We start from the raw sequence: 21,517 nt of genomic DNA on the forward strand, positions 1-21,517 counted from the left end.
TTCCCGCTGGCGCCCGTCAGGGCACCAGCACCACCTTGCCCGTCGTGGCCCGGTTCTCCAGGGCGCGATGGGCTTCGGCGGCTTCGGAGAGCTTGAAGGTGTGCACCGCCGGGCGCAGGCGCCCGGCCGCGAGCTCGGCGAGCGAGCGCTCTTCCAAGGCCCGGAGGCCGCCCAGCTTCTCGAGGAGCTTCGGGCCGAGCGCGCCGGAGACGGTGAGGCCGCGGCCCACGATGTCCGCGACCGTGGCCTCGGTGGCCTTCCCGGCCGACCAGCCGAAGACCACCATCCGGCCGCCGAAGCCGAGCCGGTCGAAGGCGGCACGGCCGGTCTCACCGCCGACGGAGTCGTACAGGAGCGTCGCCTCGCGGCCTTCCAAAGCCTTGTCCAGCACCGAGGTCCAGCCCTCGGCCTTGTAGTCGATCGCCGCGTCCGCTCCATTGGCGGCGACCTGCCGCACCTTGTGCGGCCCGCCCGCGAGGCCGACCACGAACGCGCCCGCGTTCTTGGCGGCCTGCACCAGGAGCGTCCCGATCCCGCCCGCGGCGGCCGGCACGATCACCACGTCATCGGCGGTGACCGGGCCGACCGACAGGACCATGAGCGCGGTCCGGCCGGTGCCGATCATCGCGATCGCCTCGGGGAATCCGGCGCCCTCGGGGATCTCGTGCACGTTCGCGACCTCGCGCACGGCCTTCTCGGCGTACCCGGCCGAGGCGAAACCGAGATGGGCGACCACCCGCTTGCCGATCCACGACGCGTCGACGCCCTCGCCGACCGCGTCGACGATCCCGGCGGCCTCGCGGCCGGGGATCATCGGCAGGTCCGGGAGCGGGTACGGCCCGTTCTTGTCGCCGCTGCGGAAAGTCGTGTCGAGCAGGTGGACCCCGGCGGCCCGGCTGTCGATGCGCAACTGCCCGGGACCGGGCTCGGGGTCGGCGACCTCTTCGTACACAAGGACTTCGGGTCCGCCGAATTCGTGCTGTCGGATCGCGTGCATGTCGTCCCTCATCTCGTCGGTGGGTGTGGGGACAACTGTAGAAACGGGACGACTAGCCCCGCATCTGTCGACCGACTGGACTCACCCCCGACCAAAGTAAGGCCCGGGAAACGAAACGGGCCGCCCCGCGAAGCGGGCGGCCGTGCGGGCTTGGGGTCGCTTCAGGCCAGGAGCCCCAGGTACCGGACTACGGCGTATTCGACCTGCTCCATGTCCTCCCGGTTCAGGAAGTCGACCAGGTCGCCGACGAAGTACCGAGTGTCGATGGTCCGCATCTGGTCGACCAGAATGCGCGTCGAGCGGCCCGCGACGACGGCCTCCGGTCGGAAGGCGGAAGCCTGGGCGCTCGTCGAGGTCGGCACGACCATGACCGTGCTCCATTGCTCGTGGTGCGTGCTCAAGACCAGGCCCAGCCGTCTACCGCGCTGTTCATGGCCGCGTTTGGCATCGCCGAGGTCGATGGGGTAGACCGCGCCTCGAATCATTGTTCGGCTCGCTTGCGGCGCGGCACGACGATTTCGGTGCCGACCACGCGAACATTGCCGTCCTGGTCGTATTCCCAGGCGTCCGGTTCGTCGGAGAGGTCTTCGAGCGCCAGTCGCGCCATGTCGGCCCGGGCCTCCTCCTCCCAGGCGAGGCGTTCGAGACTGCGCAGGCCGCGCCTAATCACATCGGAGGTGCTCTCGCCTTCGCGCTTGAAGCTCTCGATGATCCGCTCGTCGTCGTCGGTGGGACGGAAACCTATAGCCATGATGCCATTGTACAACATTTGTCAAACACGATGCCTGTCAAACACCGCAGGTCAGCCCGGGTCGATGCCCAGGGCGCTGAGGAGGTTTCGGGACTCTTCTCGGCACTCGTCGGCTTCGGTCGGGTGGCCGGCGGCTTGGTAGGCGTCGGCCAGGGCGCGCAGGCTGCGCGCCTGCCGGAGCGGATCGGGCATGGCGGCGAAGACGTCGCAGGCCTGCCTGCCCATGCTGATCGCCCGCCGCAGGTCGCCGTCGGCGGTGTGGAGCTTGCACATCACGCGGGCCTTCACCGCGAGCGTCTCGGAGGTCTCGTACCGGTCCAGCGGCGAGGCCCGTTCGAGGGCGTCGCGGGCGTGGTCCAGCTGCTCGGTGTCGACGTACAGCTCTGCGAGCCAATAGGTGTACACGAGCTGGTGCCGCCAGGCGTTGACCTGCTCGACCAGCTCGAGGCCGTGCAGCAGCGCCGCCTCGGCGCGCGGAAAGTCCTGGTCCGCATGGTGCACCGCGGCCTGCCGGAAGTAGAGCCGGGCCCGGTAGTACTTCGAAGGATGGTCGCGGAGCATCTCGGCGATCTCGTGGCACAGCTCCTCGGCGGAGCTGATGCGCCCCTGGTCCGCGTACAGCTCCGAAAGCGACAGCAGCGGGTAGACCGTGGTCGGCCCGTCCTCGGCCGCCGCGTCGAGCTCGCGGGCCTGCAGCAGCAAGGTCTCGGATTCGGCGAAGATGCCCATGCGCCGAAGCACCGTGCCGAGCGAGGTCAGGACCTCGACCTGGACGTACCGGTTTCCCGACCGCTCGGCCGCGCGCATCGCCTCGCGCAGCAGCGAGACGGCCTCCCGGTAGCGGCCGAGCTGCGTGAGCGTCGTGGCGAGGTCGTTGCGGGCCTTGCCCGTCGCGTCGCCGTGCGGCGTCAACCGGAGGTATTCCAGGGTCTTCTCGGCGTAGGTCTTGGACTGGTGCAGGGCCCCGGACGCATAGGCCACGGCATCGGCGAGCGCGAAGGCGCGCACGGCGTCCATGGGCTCGTCCGACCGCACCCCGGTCGCGATGCCGCGCTCGGCGACATCGGCGAGCTCGGAGAGCTCGTACTGCGAGTCGGCGAGGGGACGCCGGCCGGTGAGATCCTCCCGGTACCCGGCGTCGGCGAACGCGATGAGCCTGGTCAGCAGCCGGGAGACCTGCGGGTGGCCGTTCCATTCGAGGAAGGTCGCCACGATGTTGCGGTACTCCGGCACCGGGAGCCGGGTCGAGCCCTTCGCGTACCAGGCGACGGTCTGCTCCCGTAGCCGTTGCAGCGCAGACGGGTCGAACGCCGACTCGGCCTTCTGGCGGGCGTACTCGCGCACCAGGTCGTGGAACCGGTAGCGGCCCGGCCGGTACTCGTCGATGCGGTGTGCGGCGACGAGGTTCGCCAGGAGCCGTTCGGCCGCTTCGGGTTCCCACGTGACGAGCGCGCAGGCGAGGCCTTTGGAGAAGTCCGTGCCCGGCAGGCACGCGAGGTTGAGGTACAGCAGCTCCTCCTCGGGCTCGAGCGCCTGGTACGACAGGTCGAACGCGGCGGCCACCGTCGTCGTGGGGTCGCCTTCGACGGCGAGGCGCGAGAGCCGGTCGTGCCCGGCGAGGGCCGTGGCGGTCTCGGCGAGCGTCGTGCCTGGCTGCGCGTCGAGGTTGGTGCCGACGATGCGCAGCGCGAGCGGCAGGCCGCCGCAGAGCTCCGCGACCCGCTGGGCCGCTTCGGGTTCGTGGTCGACGCGCTCGGCGCCGATGAGGCTCTCGAGGAGCCGCACGGATTCGCCGCCCTCGAGCGCGCCCACGGTGACCTGCCGGATGTCATGGGCGGCCGCGAGATCCGGGAGCCGCCCGCGGCTCGTGACGACCGCGACGCAACCCGCAGTCGCGGGAAGCAGCGGCAGCACCTGCGTCGAGTTGCGGGCGTTGTCGAGGATGAGCAGCGTCCGCGTGTCCGCGAGGCGCGAGCGCAGCAGCGCGGCGGCCTCGTCGATGTCGGAGGGGATCGCCTCGGTCGGGACGCGAAGGGCCCGAAGGAACCCGGCGAGCGCGTCCAGCGGAGCGAGCGAAGGGGTGCGGTCGAAACCGCGGAGGTTCACGTACAACTGCCCGTCGGGGAACCGCTCGCGCACCAGATGCGCCCAATGCAGCGCGAGCGTCGTCTTACCGGAACCGCCGATCCCCGAGATCACGGCGACCTGCGGTCCCGATTCGAGGAGTCGGTCGAGGACCGCGAGCTGCTCGGCGCGGCCGGTGAAATGGATGCTGTCCGAGGGCAGCTGCGCGGGCGCCGGCAGTTCGGCCCTGGGCCGGGGCGCCTCGGTTCGCGCTGCGGCCCTGAGCGACGGGTCGTCGCGGAGGATCGCGGTATGAAGCTCCTTGAGGCGCCGGCCGGGGTCGATGCCGAGCTCCTCGGCGAGCTGGCGGCGGATCGACTCGTACACGTCGAGGGCCTCGGCGGGCCGGTCCTCGCGGTAGAGCGAGGTCATGAGCAGCTCTGCCGTGTGCTGGCGGTACGGGTGCGCTTCGAGGACGCGGCGCAGATCGGCCACGACGGACACGCCCGTGGCGAGCGCGAGTTCGAGTTCGGCGCGGGTCTCCTCGGCGGCGGCGCGCTCCTCGTCCCAGCGGCGCGCCCCGGACTCGATGACGCGCCCGCCCAGCCCGGCGAGGGTCGGCCCCCGCCACAGGGCGAGGGCTTCGCGCAGACTCACTAGGGCCGCTTCGGGTTCGGAGGCGGCCTCCTGCTCGCGCGCGATGCGGACGGTGCGCTGGAACCGGAGCGAGTCGAGCTTCTCCGGCCGCACCCGCATCCTGTAGCCGTCGCCGACGGTCTCGAGTTCGCTCGTCCCGTAGGGGAGCAGGACGCCGCGGGCGCTCGCGACGGTGTTCTGGATCTGCCGCCGCGCGGTCGCGGGCGGGCCTTCCTCCCAGAGCGCCTCGACCAGTTTCGGCAGGGGCACAACGTGTCCGGCTTCCAGGAGCAGCACAGCGAACAGCCGGGGCAGGGTCCGCCCGGGCAGTGCCACGGGCAGGCCCTCCCAAGCCAGCTGCAGGGGCCCGAGGATGCCGAAGTCCACCGGTCCACCTCCCGGGGAGTCGAGGTGCGGCCGTCATTGCGCGGGGACGGCTCCAGTCTATGGGCAGATCATGATCAATTGGGAACGGTTGCAAAGGGTTTCCGCAGGGTGACTGCGCAGATACCGCTCTTTGTCTCATGAACGACTCATGAAGGTCTTGACGTGACCGCGGCCATGCTCGACGTATCGAGCAAAGGAGGAGCGATGTTCACGAGACAGCGTCCCGAGGCCCAGACCAAGCCTCAAGAGGCCCGCGCCAGGTTCCGGGGCGGCCTCGTCACCACGACGAGCGGCTGGTCGCACGGCTACGTCCAGGCCAACCTGGTGTCGGTGCCGGCCCGCCACGCGATCGCGTTGCGCCGCTTCGCGGTGCGCAACCCGCGGGCGTGCCCGCTGCTGGACGTGGTCGGGCCGGGCCGGTACTGGACCGATCTGGCGTTCGGCGCCGACCTGCGCCGCGACCTCCCCGCCTATCAGGTGTGGAGCAAAGGCGCACTCGTCGCCGAGCGCAGCGACGTGGTCGACTTCTGGGGCAACGACCTGGTGACCTTCCTGATCGGCTGCACCTTCACGTTCGAGCCGTTCCTGGAGCGCGCCGGCATCCCGCTGCGCCACCTGGAGCAGGGCGCCAACGTCCCCATGTACCGCACCTCCCTGAAGTGCCTGGGAGCCAGGCGCTTCCAGGGTCCCGTGGTGGTCTCGATGCGGCCGCTCCCGGCCGCGATGGTGGACCGCGCGGCGGCGATCACCATGGACATGCCGTACGCGCACGGCGCCCCGGTCCACGTCGGCCGGCCCGCCGCGATCGGCATCCGCGACCTCGACAGACCCGACTTCGGCGACCGCGTCGCCCTGGAGGCGGGCGACGTGCCCGTGTTCTGGGCCTGCGGCGTCACCCTGCAGGAGGCCGTGGTCAAGGCGAAGCTCCCGTTCGCGATCACCCACGCGCCCGGCCACATGCTCATCACGGACCGCCGTGCCAAGATCAGCGGCACGGGGGAGGTCCGCGTCATCCGCTAAGCGGGACCCGGCGTCGCCCCCGCCGACGCCGGCGACGGTTCCGGCAGGCGGAACAGGCCCAGGAACCGCTCGGCCATCGCCTGATCGCCCTGGACGGTGACGCGGCCGGCGTGCAGCGACACGTCGAGGCTGCGACCGCCCAAGGTGAGGCGCTTGAGCGTCTCGGCGTCCGTGCGGATGACCGCGTGCGGATGCTCGGGCCGCCCCGGGGCGAGGATCAGCTGCGCGTCGATGATCTCGGCGATGAACGGCCGGTCCCCGACCCACAGTTCGAAGGCGGCGTCGAAACCCCGCGCCGCCACCGGGTGGAACAGGCTGCGCATCGACAGGATGAGCGCGTCCGCGCCCATCGGCGCGTCGAGCGGGATCGCCGCCGACCGGGCGCCCCAGCGCAGGAGCATCACGATCAGGCCCTCGAGCTCCCGGCCCCATTCGGTGAGCTCGTAGACCTTCGACGCGGCGGGAGGCGGGAGCCGCCGCTTGGAGATCACGCCGTAGGACTCGAGTTCGCGCAGCCGCTGCGACAGCACGTTGGCGCTGGCCCCGTGGAGGCCCGCGCGGAGGTCGGTGAAACGCTTGGGTCCGAGGAGCAGTTCGCGGACGATGAGCAGCGACCAGCGTTCGCCCACGAGATCGAGCGCGTGGGCCGCGGGGCAGCCGTCGCCGTAGGTGCGCACGGGGTCCTCCAGGGAGTGCTTTGACGGCCCGCGGATCGGCCGAGCGGATTCGGGGTGAATCCGCTGGTGAATCCCATTGCGGTAGTACATATTCATCATAAGGTCCCGTAAGGCGAGCTTCAAGTCCTGGTTAATGACCAACAGATCTCGAAACGGTAACGTGCGCTCTGTAAAAGGTGCGTGTCCAGTGCCGGTCCCGCTTGCGCGGGGAAGGATCCTGCGGCACCATTCAGGGCGTGCCAGAACTGACCGCCTCCTCGCTGATGGAGCACCACAACGCCGCCAGCACGCTGGTCGCACTCCTTGAAGGCAACGGCCGATTCGTGGCCGGTGAGCCCCGGTACAAGCGCGACATCACCGCGGCCCGCGTGGCCGCGCCCGGGCAGACGCCCAGTGCCGCCGTCTTCACCTGCATCGACTCCCGCGTCACCGCCGAGAGCGTCTTCGACTGCGACTTCGGGCAGCTCCTGGTGGTCCGCACCGCCGGGCACGTGCCCGACCGGGCCGCGGTCGGCTCGCTCGAATTCGCGGTCGCCGAACTCGGCGTGTCCCTGGTGGTCGTGCTCGGGCACGAGCGGTGCGGGGCGATCAACGCCGCGCTGCACGCGGTCGAGGACGACACCCACGACCCGCGCACCGACTACCTCGTCGAGCAGCTGTGGCAGCCCGCGTCCCAGGCGTGGTCGGAGACGAAGGAGCCGGAAGAGGCCGCTTCGCGCGCGATGCGCCTCCAGGTGCGCCGCACCGTCGCCGACCTGGGGCGGCGCGACAACCTCGACGGCGTGCTCGTCGTCGGCGCGGTCTACGACCTCGACACCGGTGAAGTGGCCCTCGTCGACGAGGACTGAAGCTTCTGGGCCGGGACTCGGACGCCGGGCGCGGCAGGTGTGAGAATCGAAGTATGAGCGACCAACCCTTGACCGAAGCCGAGATCGAGCTCGCGCTGTCGGAACTGCCCGGCTGGAGCCACGTCGGCGACCGACTGGAGCAGACGTGGACCTTCGACGGCCACCTCCGGGCCCTCGCGGCCGCGGCCGCCGTCGGCTTCCTGAACGAGCAGCGCAACCACCACGCGGACCTGACGATCAACTACAACAGGCTCCGCGTCTCCGCGACCACCCACTCCGCCGGGAACAAGGTCTCCGCGAAGGACACCGACCTGGCGAGGGCGGTCTCGGACCTCCTCGAATAATCCGCCGAACACGACGAGAAGGGGCCGCTGTACAGCGGCCCCTTTCCCTTGCCCGGAGAAGGCAACTGCAGCGCAGAGTGTTACCTGGGACTCCCCTATGTGTACGACCAGTGGAAACGGGGAACGCAAACCACATTCATCTCTGTCATGATGGACATCAGTACAGGTGGGAGCACGTCATGGACGCATATGTCGCCCGGGCCTCCAGGGCCGACAGGCGCATCGCCCTCGACCGACTCGCCAGGGCCCGGCGGAAGGGCATGATCGACGCCCCGGAGTACCGTCTGCGGCGGCAGCTGGCCGAAAGGGCCCAGAGCGTCGCCGAACTCCAGACACTCCTGCTGGACGTCGCCGACGACCAGCTCGGCCACGAGGACCACTGGCGTTACGGCCGTTGGCGCGGGCCGGTCAGGGAAGGCCGCGAGCTCGAGATCCAGCGCTTCGTGGGGGCGGTCCTTCTCAGCATCGCCCTGGTAGTGGTGGTGGCCTGCGTGTACGCGGCCATCACCCTCTACGAACACTGGAAATGATTCAGGACACCAGCGCCTTCAGCTTGTCCCGCAGACCCTCCAGGGCCTCGGCGATCCACGGCATCTCGAGCGGCTCGTTCGAGACCAGCGCCGCGAGGCGCTCGGAGTCGGACTCGCCGTAGATCCCGGTGACCGCCACACGCACGGTCAATGCCTCGGGGGCGTCACCGAACGCGTCCCCGCGGATCACCACGACCCCGAACTCGTCGAGGAGCACCCGGGCGAGGTCCGCGCTCGTGGTCGCGCCCCAGCGCTCGGCCAGGACGGCCCGCAGCGGCGAGAAGTCCGGCCAAACGTAGAACCCGCCCTGCGGGGCCCGCACCTCGCAGCCGACGGCGGCGAAGACCTCGGCGACCGCCTTCGCGACCGAGCCGTGCAACCGCCGCGCCATCGCGACGCGCTCGACCAGCTCGGCCGGGTCGGACCAGGCGTACGCGGCCGCGTGCTGCATCGGCATCGGCGTGGAGGACCAGATCTCGGAGGCGATGCCGCGCACCGATTCCTGGAGCCGGCGGCCCAGGTCGGAGTCGGGGAAGCGGGCGGCGCCGACGCGCCAGCCGCCGAGGGCGTAGTTCTTGGAGAGCGCCGTGGTGGTCACCGTGCGCTCGGGCGCCCACTTGGCGGGGGAGGGGAACGCGACGTCCTTGAATACGAGGTCGCGGTAGATCTCGTCGGCCACGATGACGAGGTCGAGTTCGCGCGCGGTCTCGCAGAGGGCCTGCACGGACTCCTCGGAGGCGAGGCGCCCGGTCGGGTTGTCCGGCAGAGTGACCACGACGATCCGCGGGTCGCGGCCGGCGGCGCGCGCCTCGCGCACCGCCGCGTCCATGAGTGCGGCGTCGGGCACGCCGCCTTCGCCGTCGGGAACCGGCACCCGGATCGGCTCGCGGCCGAGCAGGTGCGACTGGGCCGCGTACGAGACCCAAGCGGGCGCGGGGAGCACGACCTCGCCCTCGGCGGCGTGCAGGAGCGCGAACAGCAGCGGCTTGGAGCCGGGCCCGAGCAGCACCTGCGACGCGTCCGTGGGGATGCCGCGGCGGCTCCAGTACCCGGCGGCGGCCTCGCGGGCCGGTTCGATCCCGGCGACGGGACCGTACGCGATCTGGCCGGCGGCCTGGACGAGCCGCTGGCTCAGCAAGGGGTGAACCGGGATCCCTGCTTCACCGAAGCCGAGCGCGAGTACCTCCTGCCCGGCTGCGCGGCGAGCGGCGATGGCTTCGTTGGCGGCGAGGGTGGCGGAGACGGTCACGGGTGACTCCTTGGTGGATAGTCCGTTCGACGGTCCCCAATCTCCCCCACGACGAGCATCAACGCAAGTATTTCTACCTTTCGCCGAGGGTAAGATTTCCTTATGCTAGACGTGCGCCGCCTGCGACTTCTCTACGAATTCGCGGCCCAGGGATCGATAGCCGCCACTGCCTTGGCGACCGGCCAGACCGCCTCCGCGGTCTCACAGCAGTTGGCCGCCTTGGAGAAGGAGACCGGTGTGTCGCTCCTCGAGCGCACCGCCCGGTCCGCCCAATTGACCGACGCGGGACGCCGCCTCGTGGAGCACACGGCGCACATCCTCGAGGCGATCGACGCCGCCGAGACCTCCCTCGCCGCCGAGTCCGCCGAGCCGCGCGGCCGGGTCACCGTCACCGCGTTCCCCACCGTGGCCGTGGCGCTCGCCGGGCCGATCGTGCGGCGCCTGCGCCGCTACCCCGAGCTCCAGATGGTCCTGCTCCAGCAGCACACGGTCTCGGAGTCGCTGGCGCGCGTGCGCTCGGGCGAGATCGATCTGGCGCTCATCGACGACTGGTCGGGCCAGCGCCGGCCCGCCACCACCGGTCCGCTGACGTTCCACCACCTCGTGAACGACCCGCTCGTGGCGGTCCTGCCGGTCAAGCACCCGTTGGCGGTCAAGGAGGTCCTTTCGGCGCACGAGCTGGCGGGGGAGTCGTGGATCGCGTCGCCGGACGGGGAGCCCTCGCGCATGGCGCTGGCCCGGCTCTGGCGGGCCGAGGGGATCAGCGCGCCGGTCTCGGAGTTCGAGGGCCTCGACACGATCCTCACGCTGGTCGCGAAGGGCCTCGGGGTGACGGTGGCGCCGTGGATGGCCGCGGCCGAGCGCAAGGACGTGGCGGTGCGTCGGGTCGCGGAGGACCTGCCGGGCCGGGACGTCTACGTGGTCCACCGGACGGCCTCGACGGGCCGCCCGGCGGTGATGACGGTGCTGCAGGCGCTGCACCTGGCCGCACGCAAGCTCATGGCCGCGGCGGAGAGGGTCTAGCGCAGATGTGAAGGCGGGTAAGGCGACTCGTCCTCGTCCCAGGTGCTCTGCTCGGGCTTCGGTTTCGGCTTCGGGCCCGGTTTGTCCTTGGGTTCCTTGGGCGCCTTCGGTTTCGGCTGGCGGCGTGCGAGGGTCGCGGCGAGCCAGGTCGTGATCGGCACGGCTGCGATGAGGCCGAGCGTGCCTGCCACGGACCGCACGATCTCCGTGGCGATGATCTGGCTGGTGAGGATCTGCTCCAAGGGCCGGTTCGCGGCTGCGATGAGCACCAGCAGCGGCAGCGAGGCGCCCGCATACGCGAGCACGAGCGTGTTCACGACCGAGGTGATGTGGTCGCGTCCCACGCGCATGCCCGATTTGAACAGCCGTGCCGGGCTCCATTTCGGGTTGGCCTTCGCGACCTCGTCGACGGTGGCCGCCTGGGAGACCGTCACGTCGTCGATGACGCCGAGCGCGCCGACGAGGATGCCCGCCAGGAGCAGGCCGGACATGTCGATCGGGTACTGGAGCGCCAGGTTCGTGGTGTTCTCGTCTAGGACCCCGTTGAGCTTCGTCAGGTTCACCGCGGCCTCGGCGATGAGCACCGTGACGACGAGCGAGGCGAGCGTTCCGAACAGGGCCACGGTGGTGGTGCGGTTCCATCCGTGCCCGAGATAGAGCGAGACGAGCATGATCGCGGCCGAGCCGACGACCGCCACCAGGATCGGCGAGGACCCGTCGAGGACGGCCGGGACCATGAACAGCAGCACGACCGCGAAGGTGATGCCGAGGCTCACCAGCGACCGCAGGCCCTTCCAGCGGCCGAACGCGACCACGGCGAGCGCGAAGGCGATCGCGAGCGCCCACAGTGCGCTCGACCGGTCGTGGTCGATGAGGTGGTACTGCTGGCCCGAGACCGAGTCGGGCGTGTAGATGAGGATGACGTCGTCCCCTGCCTCCACCACGGGCGCGCCCGGGCCGCTGGGGATGTCGACGACGGTCTCCTCGCCTTCGTGCTCCCCGCTGAGGAGGCGCACGACGACGTCGCCGCATACCGTGGCCTGCAGCTGCTCGTTGAGTTCGGCGTCGGCCTCGTCGCATTCGGTCTCGTGCACGGAGAGGACGTGGCCGTCGACTTCGGTGCCGTAAGCCTCGATCGCCTCGGCGTCGGCGACCCCGGAGGGCCACAGCAGGATCATGCCGAGGATCGTCAGGGCCGCGGCCGGGACCAGGACCCAGAGCGCGGCGCGGGGTACGGCGTCGTTCGGGATGACATGGCTGTGCGTCACAGAATCCTGGTTCACGTTGGTGAGCATACGATCCCGCGCACCCGAAGCCGCGCAGCAGCGCGCCCCTTCTGCACACCCCGGACAAATCGGACCGTTACCGTTGGACTACCTGCGACTTCGTACTGTAGCGCTCCAGTCGCTAATCGTAGGCTCTTCAAACGTCCACCGGGTCGACCCAGCGGACCGCGGAGTAATTGCGCCACAAGTGGAGCAGTGCCAGGTCCCCGCGGACCAGCAGGTCGTCGAACGGCAGCCGGTTCCACAGCGCCAGGTACAAGAGCTCCACCGGGCCTTCGATGACGCAGTGCGGGGTCTCGACCTCGCTGAACGTCACGAGCGGGCCCGTGTCGGTGGGGTGGACGTACCAGTCGCCGCGTCCCGGCGGGAGATCGGTGGCATGGATGTGGAGCACGGACGGACGCAGCGCCCGCACCCTGCTCGACGGCCTGCCGTGGAAGCCCAGCAGCAGTTCGTCGATGCCGTCCGCCGCGAATTCGGGGCGGATCGGTGATATCTCGTCGCCTCGGGCCTGTTCGGCGTCGACGCGGTGGATGGTGGTCTCGTGGGCTTGCCGTCGCACCCAGAATCGGCGCGAGGACTCGGAGGGGAACATCTGCCAGCACTGGAGTCCGCTCGGGGCGGCCTCCAAGGTGGCCGCGAGCCGCCGGATGCCTTCACGGACCCAGTCGACCAGCAGGTCGTCGTGGGGCGTGGGCCCCACGATGTGCTGGAATTCCTGTTTCCGCGGATCGTAAGGCAACGCTTCGCCCACGATCGCCGCCGCCCAACGATGGACGGTCCCGATGTGGGTCAAGAGGTCCTTGACGTTCCAGCCCGGGCAGGTGGGCACACTCGCGTTCAGTGCGAGTTCTCCACCAGCGACAGCGATCCGCTCCCCTTCGGTGCGCAGCACGTTGATTTGATCGCCGATGTTCATCCCTTGAAGTTTCGCACCTGTGTCGTGAATTACGCAAGTTCGAGACGTGGACCGATACATAAGTGTTAAAACCCGGAAGCAATGGCGAGACGGACGCGAGGCGACACATGGCACTCACGCCACTCCCGTCGTAGCATCGGGACCGTGTTGCACCGGCTCCTCGTCCTCTCCGACCTGCCGGGGTGCCCGCGGCCCCTCGCCGAGCAGGTCGCGCTCGCCCTGCGCGGCGGGCCGTTCGCACTCGTCCTGCGCGACAAGCACCTTCGGTGGGAGGAGCGCCTCGCTCTGGCGGAAGAGTTGCGGCCCATCCTGGACGCGGCGGGCGGTTCCCTCATCGTCGCGGACCCGCTGGGTCCGGTGGAGGCGGCACACCTCTCGGAGCGCTTCCCGGTCCCCGAGTCGCGGCCCGCGCTGCTGGGCCGATCCGTCCATTTCGGCGTGACGATCGACCCGAGCCTCGACTACTGCACGTACTCGCCGATCTGGCTCACCGACTCCAAACCCGGCTACGGGCCCGCGATCGGGCTCGCCGCGCTCGCGGAGGCGTGCGCGGCGAGCCCGGTCCCGATGTACGCGCTCGGCGGCGTGACGGGCCCCGACCGGGCTCTCGCCGCAAGGGAGGCGGGTGCGGTGGGGGTGGCGGTCATGGGCGCGGTCATGCGCGCCGCCGACCCGGAGCGCGCGGTGCGCGATCTCCGGGCCGCGCTGGCGTTACCTGGTCAGGCCGTGGTCGGCGATGACCTTCGAGTAGAACTTCGCGCTGTCCTTGGGGGTGCGCTTCTGAGTCGCGTAGTCGACGTGGACGATGCCGAAGCGCTTGTCGTAGCCGAAGGCCCACTCGAAGTTGTCCATGAGCGACCAGGCGGTGTAGCCGCGCACATCGGCGCCGGCCTCGATCGCGTCGTGGACGGCCGCGATGTGCGAGCGCAGGTACGCGACGCGCTCCTCGTCGTGGACCTCGCCGTCCTCGCCCGGCCCGGTCGGGTAGGCCGCGCCGTTCTCGGTGATCATCGTGGGCACGCCGTAGTCCTTGTGGATGCGCACGAGCAGGTCGGTCAGGCCCGTGGCGTCGACGGCCCAGCCCATGTCGGTGAACTCCAGGCCCTCGGGCGTGTAGCCCTCGACGCCGATCGTGCCCGGGCCGACCGGGCTCTCCGGCTCGTCCGGGTTGGCGCGCAGCCAGGTCGGGCTGTAGTAGTTCACGCCGAGCACGTCGATCGGCTGGTGGATCTGCGCGAGGTCGCCGTCCTGGACGAAGGACCAGTCGGTGTGGTGCTGCGTGCGCTCGATGACGTCGGCGGGGTACTGGCCGCGCAGGATCGGGTCGAAGAAGACCCGGTTCGCGATGCCGTCCACGGTCCGCACGGCCTCTTCCTCGCCGCGGCACTGGGTCGGGTTGAGCACGATCGAGACCAGATCGGCCCCGGCCGCGCGCAGCGCCTGCACGGCGAGGCCGTGGGCGAGGTTGAGGTGGTGGACCGAGGCGAGCGCGGCGGCGGGCTCGGTGCGGCCCGGCGCGTGGTGGCCGTTGCCGTAGCCGAGGAACGCCGAGCACCACGGCTCGTTGAGGGTCCACCAGGTGTGGACGCGGTCGGAGAGTCGGGCGCCGACGATGGCGGCGTAGTCGCCGAAGCGCTCGGCGGTCTCGCGCTCGGGCCAGCCGCCGCGGTCCTCGAAGGACTGCGGGAGGTCCCAGTGGTAGAGCGTCGGCATCGGCTTGATCCCGGCCGCCACGAGCTTGTCGAGGAGCCGGTCGTAGAAGTCCAGGCCCTTGGGGTTGGCCGGGCCGGTGCCGTCGGGCTGGATGCGCGGCCAGGCGATCGAGAACCGGTAGGTGTCGACGCCGAGCGAGGTCATCAGCGCGATGTCCTCGTCCACGCGGTGGTAGTGGTCGCAGGCCACGGCCCCGGACTGGCCGCGCCAGGTCTTGCCCGGCGTGTTCGAGAACGTGTCCCAAATGGACTGGCCCCGGCCGTCCTCGTTCGCCGCGCCCTCGATCTGGTAAGAGGCCGTGGCGGTTCCCCAGAGGAATCCCTCGGGGAAGGTCAGCTGCGTCATCGATCGCACCTTTCGCGAGCTTGGGCTGTTTCGTCGTAACAGCATGGGTTGCCGGGCCCCGGAATGATACGCCATTGGTATCGCTCCCACGACGCGGGTGTCAACAGATATCGATCCAATGCCACCCGGTAACGATTCGGCAATGCACACTTGACATTCAGTGTTACCCAGAGCACCATTGCCAGCGTCGCCCTACGGCGGGTGAGGCAGTCACCACCAGGGGTGGAACCAGTGATAGCGGTTCCCCAAGGGTGGGGACAGGGAGGCAGTCGGACTCGCCGGGAGCACCACACCTGCGAAGAGAGGGATTTCCCCGATGAGCAAGACACGAAGAGTCTCCTGCCTTGCGGCTGCCGCCAGTGCCATCGCGCTCGCCGTAACGGCATGCGGCGCACCAGAGGACGAGGACGAGGGCCGCGGAGCGGTCCCCGACGACGCCACCGACTGCGCCAACTACGAGCAGTACGGCGACCTCGAAGGCGAGACCGTCTCGATCCTGGGCTCCATCCGAGACGTGGAGGCCGACGAGATGACGGAGGCCTGGGCCTATTTCGAATCCTGCACCGGCGCCACCATCGAATACGAGGGTTCGGGCGAGTTCGAGTCCGACATGAAGGTCCGCGTCGACGGCGGCAACGCCCCCGACATCGCGCTCTTCCCGCAGCCCGGCCTCATGTCCAACTTTGCGGACAGCCTGAAGCCGGCGTCCGATGAGGTCACCAAACTCGCCACCGAGGGCTGGACCGAGGACTGGCTCAACTACGGCACCATCGACGGCACGCTGTACGCCGCGCCGCACTCGTCGAACGCGAAGTCCTTCATCTGGTACTCGCCGTCGTTCTTCAACGACAACGGCTACGAGGTCCCGACCACTTGGGACGACCTGATCGCCCTGTCCGACAAGATCGCCGCCGACGGCGTCATGCCCTGGTGCGTCGGCTTCGAATCCGGCGGGGCCACCGGCTGGCCGGGCACCGACTGGATCGAGGACATCGTCCTCCGCGAAGGCACTGACATCTACGACCAGTGGGTCACCCACGAGATTCCGTTCAACGACCCGCAGATCGTCACGGCCATCGACAAGGCCGGCTCCATCCTCAAGAACGAGGAGTACGTCTACGGCGGCACCGACACCATCAGCGCCACCGCCTTCCAGGAGGCCGGCTTCCCGATCGCCGACGGCAGCTGCGCCATGAGCCGCCAGGCGTCCTTCTACGGCGCCATGTGGCCTGAGGGCACCACCGTGGCCGAGGACGGCGACGTGTTCGCGTTCCGCTTCCCCGAGGCCAACGAGGGCGACAACACGATGCTCGTCGGCGGCGAGTTCGTGGCCGCGTTCTCCGACTCGGAGCCCACTGAAATGGTCCGCCAGTTCTTGGCCTCGGAGCTCTACCACAACGCCCGTCTCCAGACCGGCCCGTGGAGCACCGCCCGCCAGGGCGTCGACCCGGCCAACGCCACCACGCCGATCAACCAGTTCGCCACCGAGATCCTGATCGACCCGGCCGTGACCGTCCGCTTCGACGGATCTGACCTCATGCCCGGTGCGGTCGGCGCCTCCTCCTTCTGGACCGGTGTGGTCGAGTGGGTCGACGGCGACAAGACCAGTCAGCAGATGGCAGACGACATCGAAGCTTCCTGGCCGTAAGATCCGGCCCGTGTAGCAATAGCGAAGCCGAGCGGGGTCCTCACAGGCCCCGCTCGGCCCATTGCCCGGACAACTGGAGTCACTCAACGTGGACATCTCCGATTACCTCGACCGGTTCGGCCTCCTCGCCGTGGGCCTCATCGCCTTCATCGCGATCCTCCTGGCCCTCTACGGACTCGCCGAACTCGCCTCCCGCCGCGACCGCAGCCGAGCGATCGCCTTCGTATTCCTGGCACCCGCCGTGCTGTTCCTGCTCATCGGCCTGGTCTACCCGGCCCTGCGCACCGTCGTCATGTCGTTCTTCAACTCCGACGGCTCCGCGTTCGTCGGCATGGAGAACTACACCTGGGCCGTCACCGATCCCGGCGCCCTGCGAACCCTCATCAACACCGCAGCGTGGATCATCATCGTCCCGCTGCTTTCGACCGCGCTCGGCTTGATCTACGCCGTCCTCATCGACGGCCGTGCCGGCGAACGCACCTACAAGGCCCTGGTCTTCCTGCCCATGGGCATCTCCTTCGTGGGCGCCTCCATCATCTGGAAGTTCGTCTACCAGTACAGCGGCACCGGCGGCAACCAGATCGGCCTGCTCAACGCGGCCCTCGTCAATCTCGGGCTCCAGCCGGTCAACTGGCTCAACGAGTCACCGTGGAACAACCTCCTGCTCATGGTCGTCCTCATCTGGATCGAAGTCGGTTTCGCCACCGTGGTCCTCTCGGCCGCGCTCAAGGGCGTGCCCATCGACATGATCGAGGCCGCCCGCATCGACGGGGCCAAGCCCTCCGAGATCTTCTGGTACATCACCGTCCCGTCGATCCGCTCGGCCATCCTCGTCGTCGCCGTCACCGTCTTCATCGCCACGCTCAAGCTCTTCGACATCGTGCGCGCGATGACCCAGGGCCATCACAAAACCGACGTCCTCGCCCACAACATGGTCGAGCAGGCGTTCCGCCTCAACGACGACGGCCGCGGCGCCACCTTGGCCGTGCTGCTGTTCCTGCTCGTCGTGCCCGTCGTCATCTACCAGGTGCGCAACATGCGCCGCCAGGAACTGGAGGCCCGATGACCACCGAAGCGTCACCGAAGGAGAAGATCGCGCGCATCGGCGAGACCCGCGGCGAACGCCTACGACGCGTCCTGTCGAGCCGCGTCGCCAGCCTCGTCGCCCTCGTCATCGCCGTACTGTGGACGATCCCCACCGCGGGGCTCTTCATCTCCTCGCTCCGGCCCGACGACGACATCCGCACCTCCGGGTGGTGGAACTTCTTCGCCGACCCGGGCTCGATCAGCCTCTACAACTACAACTACGTCCTCTACTCGGACTCCCAGGGCGGCGGGCTCATCCGCAACCTGATCAACACGGTCGTCATCACCATCCCCGGCGTGCTCGTGCCGGTCGCGTTCGCCGCGCTGGCCGCCTACGCCCTCTCGTGGATCAACTTCAAGGGCCGGAACCTCCTGTACGTGGGCATCTTCGCCCTCCAGGTCGTCCCGCTCCAGATGGCGCTCATCCCGCTGCTCGCGATCTTCAGCAAGGGCCTGCACATCGGCGACATGACGCTCATGCCCGCGTGGGAGCTCGAAGGCGTGTACACGATCGTCCAGGTCTGGATCGCACACTCGATCTTCGGCCTGCCGCTGGCGATCTTCCTGCTGCACAACTTCATGCGGGAACTCCCCTCCGACGTCATGGAGGCCGCCCGCATCGACGGGGCCAGCCACTCGCAGATCTTCCGCAAGGTGGTGCTGCCGCTGGTGACCCCGGCGCTGGCCTCGATCGCGATCTTCCAGTTCCTGTGGGTGTGGAACGACTTCCTCGTCGGCCGCACCTTCGCCCCCGGCGAGGCCACCAGGCCGCTCACCGCGGTCCTCGGTGACATGGCCGGGACCTGGGGCTTCGGTTGGACGCGGCTCCCGGCCGCGGCCTTCATCGCGATCATCGTGCCGCTCGTGGTGTTCCTGCTGCTCCAGCGCTTCTTCGTGCGCGGGCTGCTCGCGGGTTCGGTCAAGGGCTGAGCGAGACCGTCGAAGAGGGGAGGGGCTCCGGCCCCTCCCCTCTTTTCAATTGGCGCCGTTCCACAGCTGCTGGAAGTGCTGCGCGTACAGATCCGCGACCGGCCGGCTCGCGACCCGGATCAGGTTGTCGTCCGCGTGCTTCATCGCGTTGCCGTTGAGGTTGTGCGTCCCCGTCCACACCACGGAGCGGTGCCTTCCGCCGAAACTCGCCTCCGCGACGATGTACTTGTTGCGGTGCGCGTCGTGGACCCGCACGTTGGACGAACCGAGCGCGTCCTTGATCCAACCCGGACTGTTCGTCTCCTTGTCGAGGACCACCACCCGGACCTGGCAGCCGAGCCCCTGGATCCGGTCCAGTTCGGCCCGCACCGCCGGGCGCTTCGGCTGGAAGTTCGCGTGCGCCACCAGCACTCGGTCGCCCTTCTCACAGCCGGTGATCTCCTTGAGCTGCTCCACGACCGGGTCGGCCCCGCGCGGGAACACCCAGGCCCGCGCCAGGCTGCCGGTGGTGCTCCTGTTCTTGTCGGTCCAGCCCGTCCAGTCCTTGGAGTAGAGGCGGCTCCAGTAGGCGCTGTAGAAGTCGAACAGCTGCCGGTCGCCGTGCACCCCGATCAGGTTGTGCGCCTGGGTCGCCATCGCCCCCTTGAAGTTGAAGCTCGTCACCAGCACCGACGGCGAACCGCCGCGGTCGATGAGGAAGAAGCGGTTGTGGTCGGGCCCTTTCCGCGTGCCGTCGGCGTTCGGCAGGCACCCGTCGGCGCACTGGCGGACCTGCGCCCCTGCGGCCTTGAGCTTGCTGATCACGGCGTCGTTCATCGAAGGCTGGGCACTGAGCGTGCCCACCACGGCCCGTACATCGACGCCGCGCCCTTCGGCCCGCACCAGCGCCTCGGTCAGCGGCGCCACCGGTTTCTCGAGTGTCCACTGGTAGACCGCGGCCCGCACGGTGTCGCCTTTCCGGGTGGTGTCGATCTGCCGCACCACCTCGGTGACGATCGCGGTGTCCTTGCCGCCGTTCGGGTCCGTGGTGCAGACGGTGTAATCGCCGGTCTGCGTGCAGCCGGTTCCGGCCGCCGATGCCGTGACGGTGCCGGTCGCCGCGGCGAGGAACACGCCGACGCTGACGCATGCCAGGAACTTGCGTTTCATGCCAATCCTCCTATCGGTCGGAGTTCTTGGACTCGAACATTCCACGAGATTGGCGAGGAGGGGCGCGATCGGTCGTCTATCGGACGTTTCGCGTGGTAGGTCGGTCACGAGCGTGTAATTTCCACGAGGGTGAAATGGGATCGTTGTCAGGCGGATTCCTGGAAACGACGGTCGGATAGCCGACGATCTCTCAACAATTGACGGAGAGGTCCCCGCCCGTTTTCTCGCCGTCAGGAGTCGTCATGAACCCGAGCGCTGCAGAAGAACTGCCAGAGGAATTCCGCCTGACACTCGCCGAACAGGTGCGGCAGGAGCCGGACCACCGGGAGCCCAACGTCCTCGCCGAGGAACAGCCCCGCCTGGCCGAACCGGCCGGCAACAGCTGGCTGTTCGTCGGCATGATGCTGGTGGTGGCCGTGGGAGTGCTGCTGCTCATCATCTTCGCCTCAGGCGGCAACGCCGACGAGTCGCTGATGCTCTAGCCCTTCCGCTATATGGAGGCGCCGCCGCGCCTCCATCACTATGGCCGCATCAGGGTGCCGTCCGCGTTGCGGGAGTGGCAAGATCTGGTCCGTGGAAACCTGGCGTGGAATAGACGCGACCCCCGAGGGCTGGCCCGCCTCCGTCGTCGCCATCGGCGTGTTCGACGGGGTGCACCGCGGCCACGCCGCCCTCATCCGCACCGCCGCCAAGGCCGCCGCCGAGCGCGAGGCCCGCTGCGTCGTCGTCACCTTCGATCCCCATCCGACCGCCGTGGTCGCACCGCACGCGGTGCCGCCGCAGCTCTCGAGCGTCTCGCGGCGCATCGAGCTGCTCGGCGCACTCGGCGTCGACGCGGTGTGCGTGCTGCCGTTCACCAAGGAGCTCTCGCAGCTCAGCCCGGACTACTTCGTGCGCCACGTGCTCGTGGGCGGCCTGCACGCCAAGGCCGTCGTCGTGGGGGAGAACTGGCGCTTCGGCCACAAGGCCTCAGGCGACGTCAAGAAGCTCGCCGAGCTCGGCGAGGAGTTCGACTTCGAGGTCCTGCCGCAGACCCTCACTGCTGATGACGAGGCCTTCTCGTCCACCCGCGTGCGCCGCCTCCTCGCCGAGGGCGAAGTCGCGGGTGCGGCCGAGGTGCTCGGGCGCGACTACGGCGTCGAGGGCACCGTCGTGCACGGCGCCGGCCGCGGCGGCACGTCGCTGGGCTTCCCGACCGCGAACCTCGACATTGCGCCGGGCACCGCGATCCCGGCCGACGGGGTGTACGCCGGCTGGCTCCACCGCGACTCGCACCGGTACCCGGCGGCGATCAGCGTCGGCACGAACCCGACGTTCGACGGCACCGAGCGCACCGTCGAGGCGTACCTCCTGGACTTCTCCGGCGACCTCTACGGGGCGAAGGTCCGCCTGGACTTCACCGCGCGCCTGCGCGGCCAGATCGCCTTCGCAGGGGTCGAGCCGCTGATCGCGCAGATCGAGACGGACGTCGCAGACACCCGCCGGGCTTTGGAGCTGGGCTGACGCCCTGTTAGCCTGGTCAGGTTGTCTCTTGACCAGCCTGCTCGACACCGCGGGTTGGCCGTAACTCACGAAAGGGTGTTCGAACATGGCGCTTGACGCTGAAAAGAAGTCCGCGATCATCAAGGAATTCGGTCTGTCCGAGGGCGACTCGGGTTCCACCGACGTCCAGGTCGCGATCCTGACGACCCGCATCAAGGAGCTCACCGCTCACGTCCAGGTGCACAAGCACGACCACCACTCGCGTCGTGGCCTGCTCCTCCTGGTCGGCAAGCGCCGCCGCCTTCTCAAGTACCTGAAGAAGGAAGACATCACGCGCTACCGTGCGCTCATCGAGAAGCTCGGTATCCGCGACAACGCCTAACAGCGACTTGTGAGAGGGAGCGTCCCGCGAGGGGCGCTCCCTTTCGCTTTC

21 protein-coding genes and 1 pseudogene are annotated in these 21,517 nt (G+C 69.2%); 12 read left to right on the top strand and 10 right to left on the bottom strand.

Going from position 1 to position 21,517, the window contains the following annotated elements; genetic code table 11:
* Positions 1-16 precede the first annotated feature (16 nt).
* The 4 genes from ACFO8M_RS20865 to ACFO8M_RS20880 all read right to left on the bottom strand — a co-directional run bounded on the left by ACFO8M_RS20865 (position 17) and on the right by ACFO8M_RS20880 (position 4,835).
* The gene (locus tag ACFO8M_RS20865) at positions 17-997 is read right to left on the bottom strand and encodes a zinc-binding dehydrogenase (RefSeq protein WP_387979148.1); all 981 of its coding nucleotides are present in this window, start codon (positions 995-997) and stop codon (positions 17-19) included.
* Positions 998-1,158: 161 nt separating this feature from the next.
* On the bottom strand, positions 1,159-1,482 hold the full coding sequence (locus tag ACFO8M_RS20870; RefSeq protein ID WP_387979149.1) for a type II toxin-antitoxin system PemK/MazF family toxin: 324 nt from the start codon (positions 1,480-1,482) through the stop codon (positions 1,159-1,161).
* Entirely contained in the window at positions 1,479-1,748 is a 270-nt protein-coding gene (locus tag ACFO8M_RS20875; RefSeq protein WP_387979151.1) for a hypothetical protein, read from the bottom strand. Before ACFO8M_RS20875 ends, ACFO8M_RS20870 begins: the two co-directional genes overlap by 4 nt.
* Before the next feature lie 51 nt (positions 1,749-1,799).
* Positions 1,800-4,835, bottom strand: coding sequence for an AfsR/SARP family transcriptional regulator (locus tag ACFO8M_RS20880; protein ID WP_387979153.1), 3,036 nt, complete (start codon positions 4,833-4,835; stop codon positions 1,800-1,802).
* Between the two features lie 204 nt (positions 4,836-5,039).
* Here ACFO8M_RS20880 and ACFO8M_RS20885 point away from each other — a divergent pair, with 204 nt between their 5' ends.
* Positions 5,040-5,855 (top strand): putative hydro-lyase, encoded by an 816-nt coding sequence (locus ACFO8M_RS20885; RefSeq protein WP_387979155.1) that lies wholly within the window; start codon positions 5,040-5,042, stop codon positions 5,853-5,855.
* Here the strand turns inward: ACFO8M_RS20885 and ACFO8M_RS20890 are convergent.
* Positions 5,852-6,532, bottom strand: coding sequence for a winged helix-turn-helix transcriptional regulator (locus tag ACFO8M_RS20890; protein ID WP_387979157.1), 681 nt, complete (start codon positions 6,530-6,532; stop codon positions 5,852-5,854). The genes ACFO8M_RS20885 and ACFO8M_RS20890 overlap by 4 nt on opposite strands.
* Positions 6,533-6,768: 236 nt before the next feature.
* Between ACFO8M_RS20890 and ACFO8M_RS20895 the strand changes: the two genes are divergently transcribed.
* From ACFO8M_RS20895 to ACFO8M_RS20905, 3 genes are all read left to right on the top strand, one after another.
* On the top strand, positions 6,769-7,380 hold the full coding sequence (locus ACFO8M_RS20895; protein ID WP_387979159.1) for a carbonic anhydrase: 612 nt from the start codon (positions 6,769-6,771) through the stop codon (positions 7,378-7,380).
* 53 nt (positions 7,381-7,433) lie between these two features.
* Positions 7,434-7,724, top strand: a complete 291-nt coding sequence (locus ACFO8M_RS20900; protein WP_387979161.1) for a 4a-hydroxytetrahydrobiopterin dehydratase — start codon at positions 7,434-7,436, stop codon at positions 7,722-7,724.
* A 179-nt stretch (positions 7,725-7,903) separates the two neighbouring features.
* A complete protein-coding gene (locus ACFO8M_RS20905) occupies positions 7,904-8,254 on the top strand; it encodes a DUF1707 domain-containing protein (RefSeq protein WP_387979163.1) in 351 nt (116 codons plus the stop codon).
* Between the two features lies 1 nt (position 8,255).
* Here ACFO8M_RS20905 and ACFO8M_RS20910 read toward each other — a convergent pair whose 3' ends face one another.
* Positions 8,256-9,503, bottom strand: coding sequence for a pyridoxal phosphate-dependent aminotransferase (locus ACFO8M_RS20910; RefSeq protein ID WP_387979164.1), 1,248 nt, complete (start codon positions 9,501-9,503; stop codon positions 8,256-8,258).
* A gap of 102 nt (positions 9,504-9,605) precedes the next feature.
* Here ACFO8M_RS20910 and ACFO8M_RS20915 point away from each other — a divergent pair, with 102 nt between their 5' ends.
* Entirely contained in the window at positions 9,606-10,526 is a 921-nt protein-coding gene (locus ACFO8M_RS20915) for a LysR family transcriptional regulator (RefSeq protein WP_387979166.1), read from the top strand.
* Here the strand turns inward: ACFO8M_RS20915 and ACFO8M_RS20920 are convergent.
* On the bottom strand, positions 10,523-11,809 hold the full coding sequence (locus ACFO8M_RS20920) for a YibE/F family protein (RefSeq protein ID WP_387979168.1): 1,287 nt from the start codon (positions 11,807-11,809) through the stop codon (positions 10,523-10,525). The genes ACFO8M_RS20915 and ACFO8M_RS20920 overlap by 4 nt on opposite strands.
* Before the next feature lie 139 nt (positions 11,810-11,948).
* Positions 11,949-12,731, bottom strand: coding sequence for a maleylpyruvate isomerase family mycothiol-dependent enzyme (locus ACFO8M_RS20925; protein WP_387979170.1), 783 nt, complete (start codon positions 12,729-12,731; stop codon positions 11,949-11,951).
* Between the two features lie 81 nt (positions 12,732-12,812).
* Between ACFO8M_RS20925 and ACFO8M_RS20930 the strand changes: the two are divergent.
* Positions 12,813-13,328, top strand: a pseudogene (locus ACFO8M_RS20930) (thiamine phosphate synthase); the annotation flags it as partial.
* A 114-nt stretch (positions 13,329-13,442) separates the two neighbouring features.
* Here ACFO8M_RS20930 and ACFO8M_RS20935 read toward each other — a convergent pair.
* Positions 13,443-14,789 (bottom strand): GH1 family beta-glucosidase, encoded by a 1,347-nt coding sequence (locus ACFO8M_RS20935; protein WP_387979172.1) that lies wholly within the window; start codon positions 14,787-14,789, stop codon positions 13,443-13,445.
* A 316-nt stretch (positions 14,790-15,105) separates the two neighbouring features.
* Between ACFO8M_RS20935 and ACFO8M_RS20940 the strand changes: the two genes are divergently transcribed.
* The 3 genes from ACFO8M_RS20940 (at position 15,106) to ACFO8M_RS20950 (ending at position 18,453) form a co-directional block, all read left to right on the top strand.
* Positions 15,106-16,437, top strand: a complete 1,332-nt coding sequence (locus ACFO8M_RS20940) for an ABC transporter substrate-binding protein (RefSeq protein WP_387979174.1) — start codon at positions 15,106-15,108, stop codon at positions 16,435-16,437.
* Between the two features lie 88 nt (positions 16,438-16,525).
* Positions 16,526-17,503 carry a carbohydrate ABC transporter permease gene (locus tag ACFO8M_RS20945; RefSeq protein ID WP_387979176.1) on the top strand — a complete coding sequence of 326 codons (978 nt, stop codon included), beginning with the start codon at positions 16,526-16,528 and terminating at the stop codon, positions 17,501-17,503.
* Complete coding sequence (locus ACFO8M_RS20950) at positions 17,500-18,453, top strand: carbohydrate ABC transporter permease (protein ID WP_387979178.1); 954 nt, start codon at positions 17,500-17,502, stop codon at positions 18,451-18,453. Before ACFO8M_RS20945 ends, ACFO8M_RS20950 begins: the two co-directional genes overlap by 4 nt.
* A gap of 45 nt (positions 18,454-18,498) precedes the next feature.
* Here the strand turns inward: ACFO8M_RS20950 and ACFO8M_RS20955 are convergent, their stop codons facing one another.
* Positions 18,499-19,602, bottom strand: a complete 1,104-nt coding sequence (locus ACFO8M_RS20955) for a phospholipase D-like domain-containing protein (protein ID WP_387979180.1) — start codon at positions 19,600-19,602, stop codon at positions 18,499-18,501.
* A gap of 242 nt (positions 19,603-19,844) precedes the next feature.
* On the opposite strand from ACFO8M_RS20955, the gene ACFO8M_RS20960 reads away from it, so the two are divergent.
* The 3 genes from ACFO8M_RS20960 (at position 19,845) to rpsO (ending at position 21,466) form a co-directional block, all read left to right on the top strand.
* Positions 19,845-20,084 (top strand): hypothetical protein, encoded by a 240-nt coding sequence (locus ACFO8M_RS20960; RefSeq protein WP_387979182.1) that lies wholly within the window; start codon positions 19,845-19,847, stop codon positions 20,082-20,084.
* Positions 20,085-20,175: 91 nt separating this feature from the next.
* Positions 20,176-21,105, top strand: a complete 930-nt coding sequence (locus tag ACFO8M_RS20965; RefSeq protein WP_387979183.1) for a bifunctional riboflavin kinase/FAD synthetase — start codon at positions 20,176-20,178, stop codon at positions 21,103-21,105.
* A gap of 85 nt (positions 21,106-21,190) precedes the next feature.
* Positions 21,191-21,466, top strand: a complete 276-nt coding sequence (gene rpsO / locus ACFO8M_RS20970) for a 30S ribosomal protein S15 (protein ID WP_387979185.1) — start codon at positions 21,191-21,193, stop codon at positions 21,464-21,466.
* The last annotated feature ends 51 nt before the right edge of the window (positions 21,467-21,517 follow it).

The organism is Glycomyces rhizosphaerae (assembly GCF_042647865.1).
In the GTDB taxonomy this organism is placed as follows: domain Bacteria; phylum Actinomycetota; class Actinomycetes; order Mycobacteriales; family Micromonosporaceae; genus Glycomyces; species Glycomyces rhizosphaerae.

What these genes read in the sequence shown, in the direction of transcription:
- ACFO8M_RS20885 (WP_387979155.1), top strand. Translation starts at nt 5,040, where the DNA reads ATGTTCACGAGACAGCGTCCCGAGGCCCAGACCAAGCCTCAAGAGGCC.
- ACFO8M_RS20940 (WP_387979174.1), top strand. Translation starts at nt 15,106, where the DNA reads ATGAGCAAGACACGAAGAGTCTCCTGCCTTGCGGCTGCCGCCAGTGCC.
- ACFO8M_RS20955 (WP_387979180.1), bottom strand. Translation starts at nt 19,602, where the DNA reads ATGAAACGCAAGTTCCTGGCATGCGTCAGCGTCGGCGTGTTCCTCGCC.
- ACFO8M_RS20865 (WP_387979148.1), bottom strand. Translation starts at nt 997, where the DNA reads ATGCACGCGATCCGACAGCACGAATTCGGCGGACCCGAAGTCCTTGTG.
- ACFO8M_RS20900 (WP_387979161.1), top strand. Translation starts at nt 7,434, where the DNA reads ATGAGCGACCAACCCTTGACCGAAGCCGAGATCGAGCTCGCGCTGTCG.
- ACFO8M_RS20935 (WP_387979172.1), bottom strand. Translation starts at nt 14,789, where the DNA reads ATGACGCAGCTGACCTTCCCCGAGGGATTCCTCTGGGGAACCGCCACG.
- ACFO8M_RS20950 (WP_387979178.1), top strand. Translation starts at nt 17,500, where the DNA reads ATGACCACCGAAGCGTCACCGAAGGAGAAGATCGCGCGCATCGGCGAG.
- ACFO8M_RS20960 (WP_387979182.1), top strand. Translation starts at nt 19,845, where the DNA reads ATGAACCCGAGCGCTGCAGAAGAACTGCCAGAGGAATTCCGCCTGACA.
- ACFO8M_RS20925 (WP_387979170.1), bottom strand. Translation starts at nt 12,731, where the DNA reads ATGAACATCGGCGATCAAATCAACGTGCTGCGCACCGAAGGGGAGCGG.
- ACFO8M_RS20915 (WP_387979166.1), top strand. Translation starts at nt 9,606, where the DNA reads ATGCTAGACGTGCGCCGCCTGCGACTTCTCTACGAATTCGCGGCCCAG.
- ACFO8M_RS20875 (WP_387979151.1), bottom strand. Translation starts at nt 1,748, where the DNA reads ATGGCTATAGGTTTCCGTCCCACCGACGACGACGAGCGGATCATCGAG.
- ACFO8M_RS20905 (WP_387979163.1), top strand. Translation starts at nt 7,904, where the DNA reads ATGGACGCATATGTCGCCCGGGCCTCCAGGGCCGACAGGCGCATCGCC.
- rpsO (WP_387979185.1), top strand. Translation starts at nt 21,191, where the DNA reads ATGGCGCTTGACGCTGAAAAGAAGTCCGCGATCATCAAGGAATTCGGT.
- ACFO8M_RS20870 (WP_387979149.1), bottom strand. Translation starts at nt 1,482, where the DNA reads ATGATTCGAGGCGCGGTCTACCCCATCGACCTCGGCGATGCCAAACGC.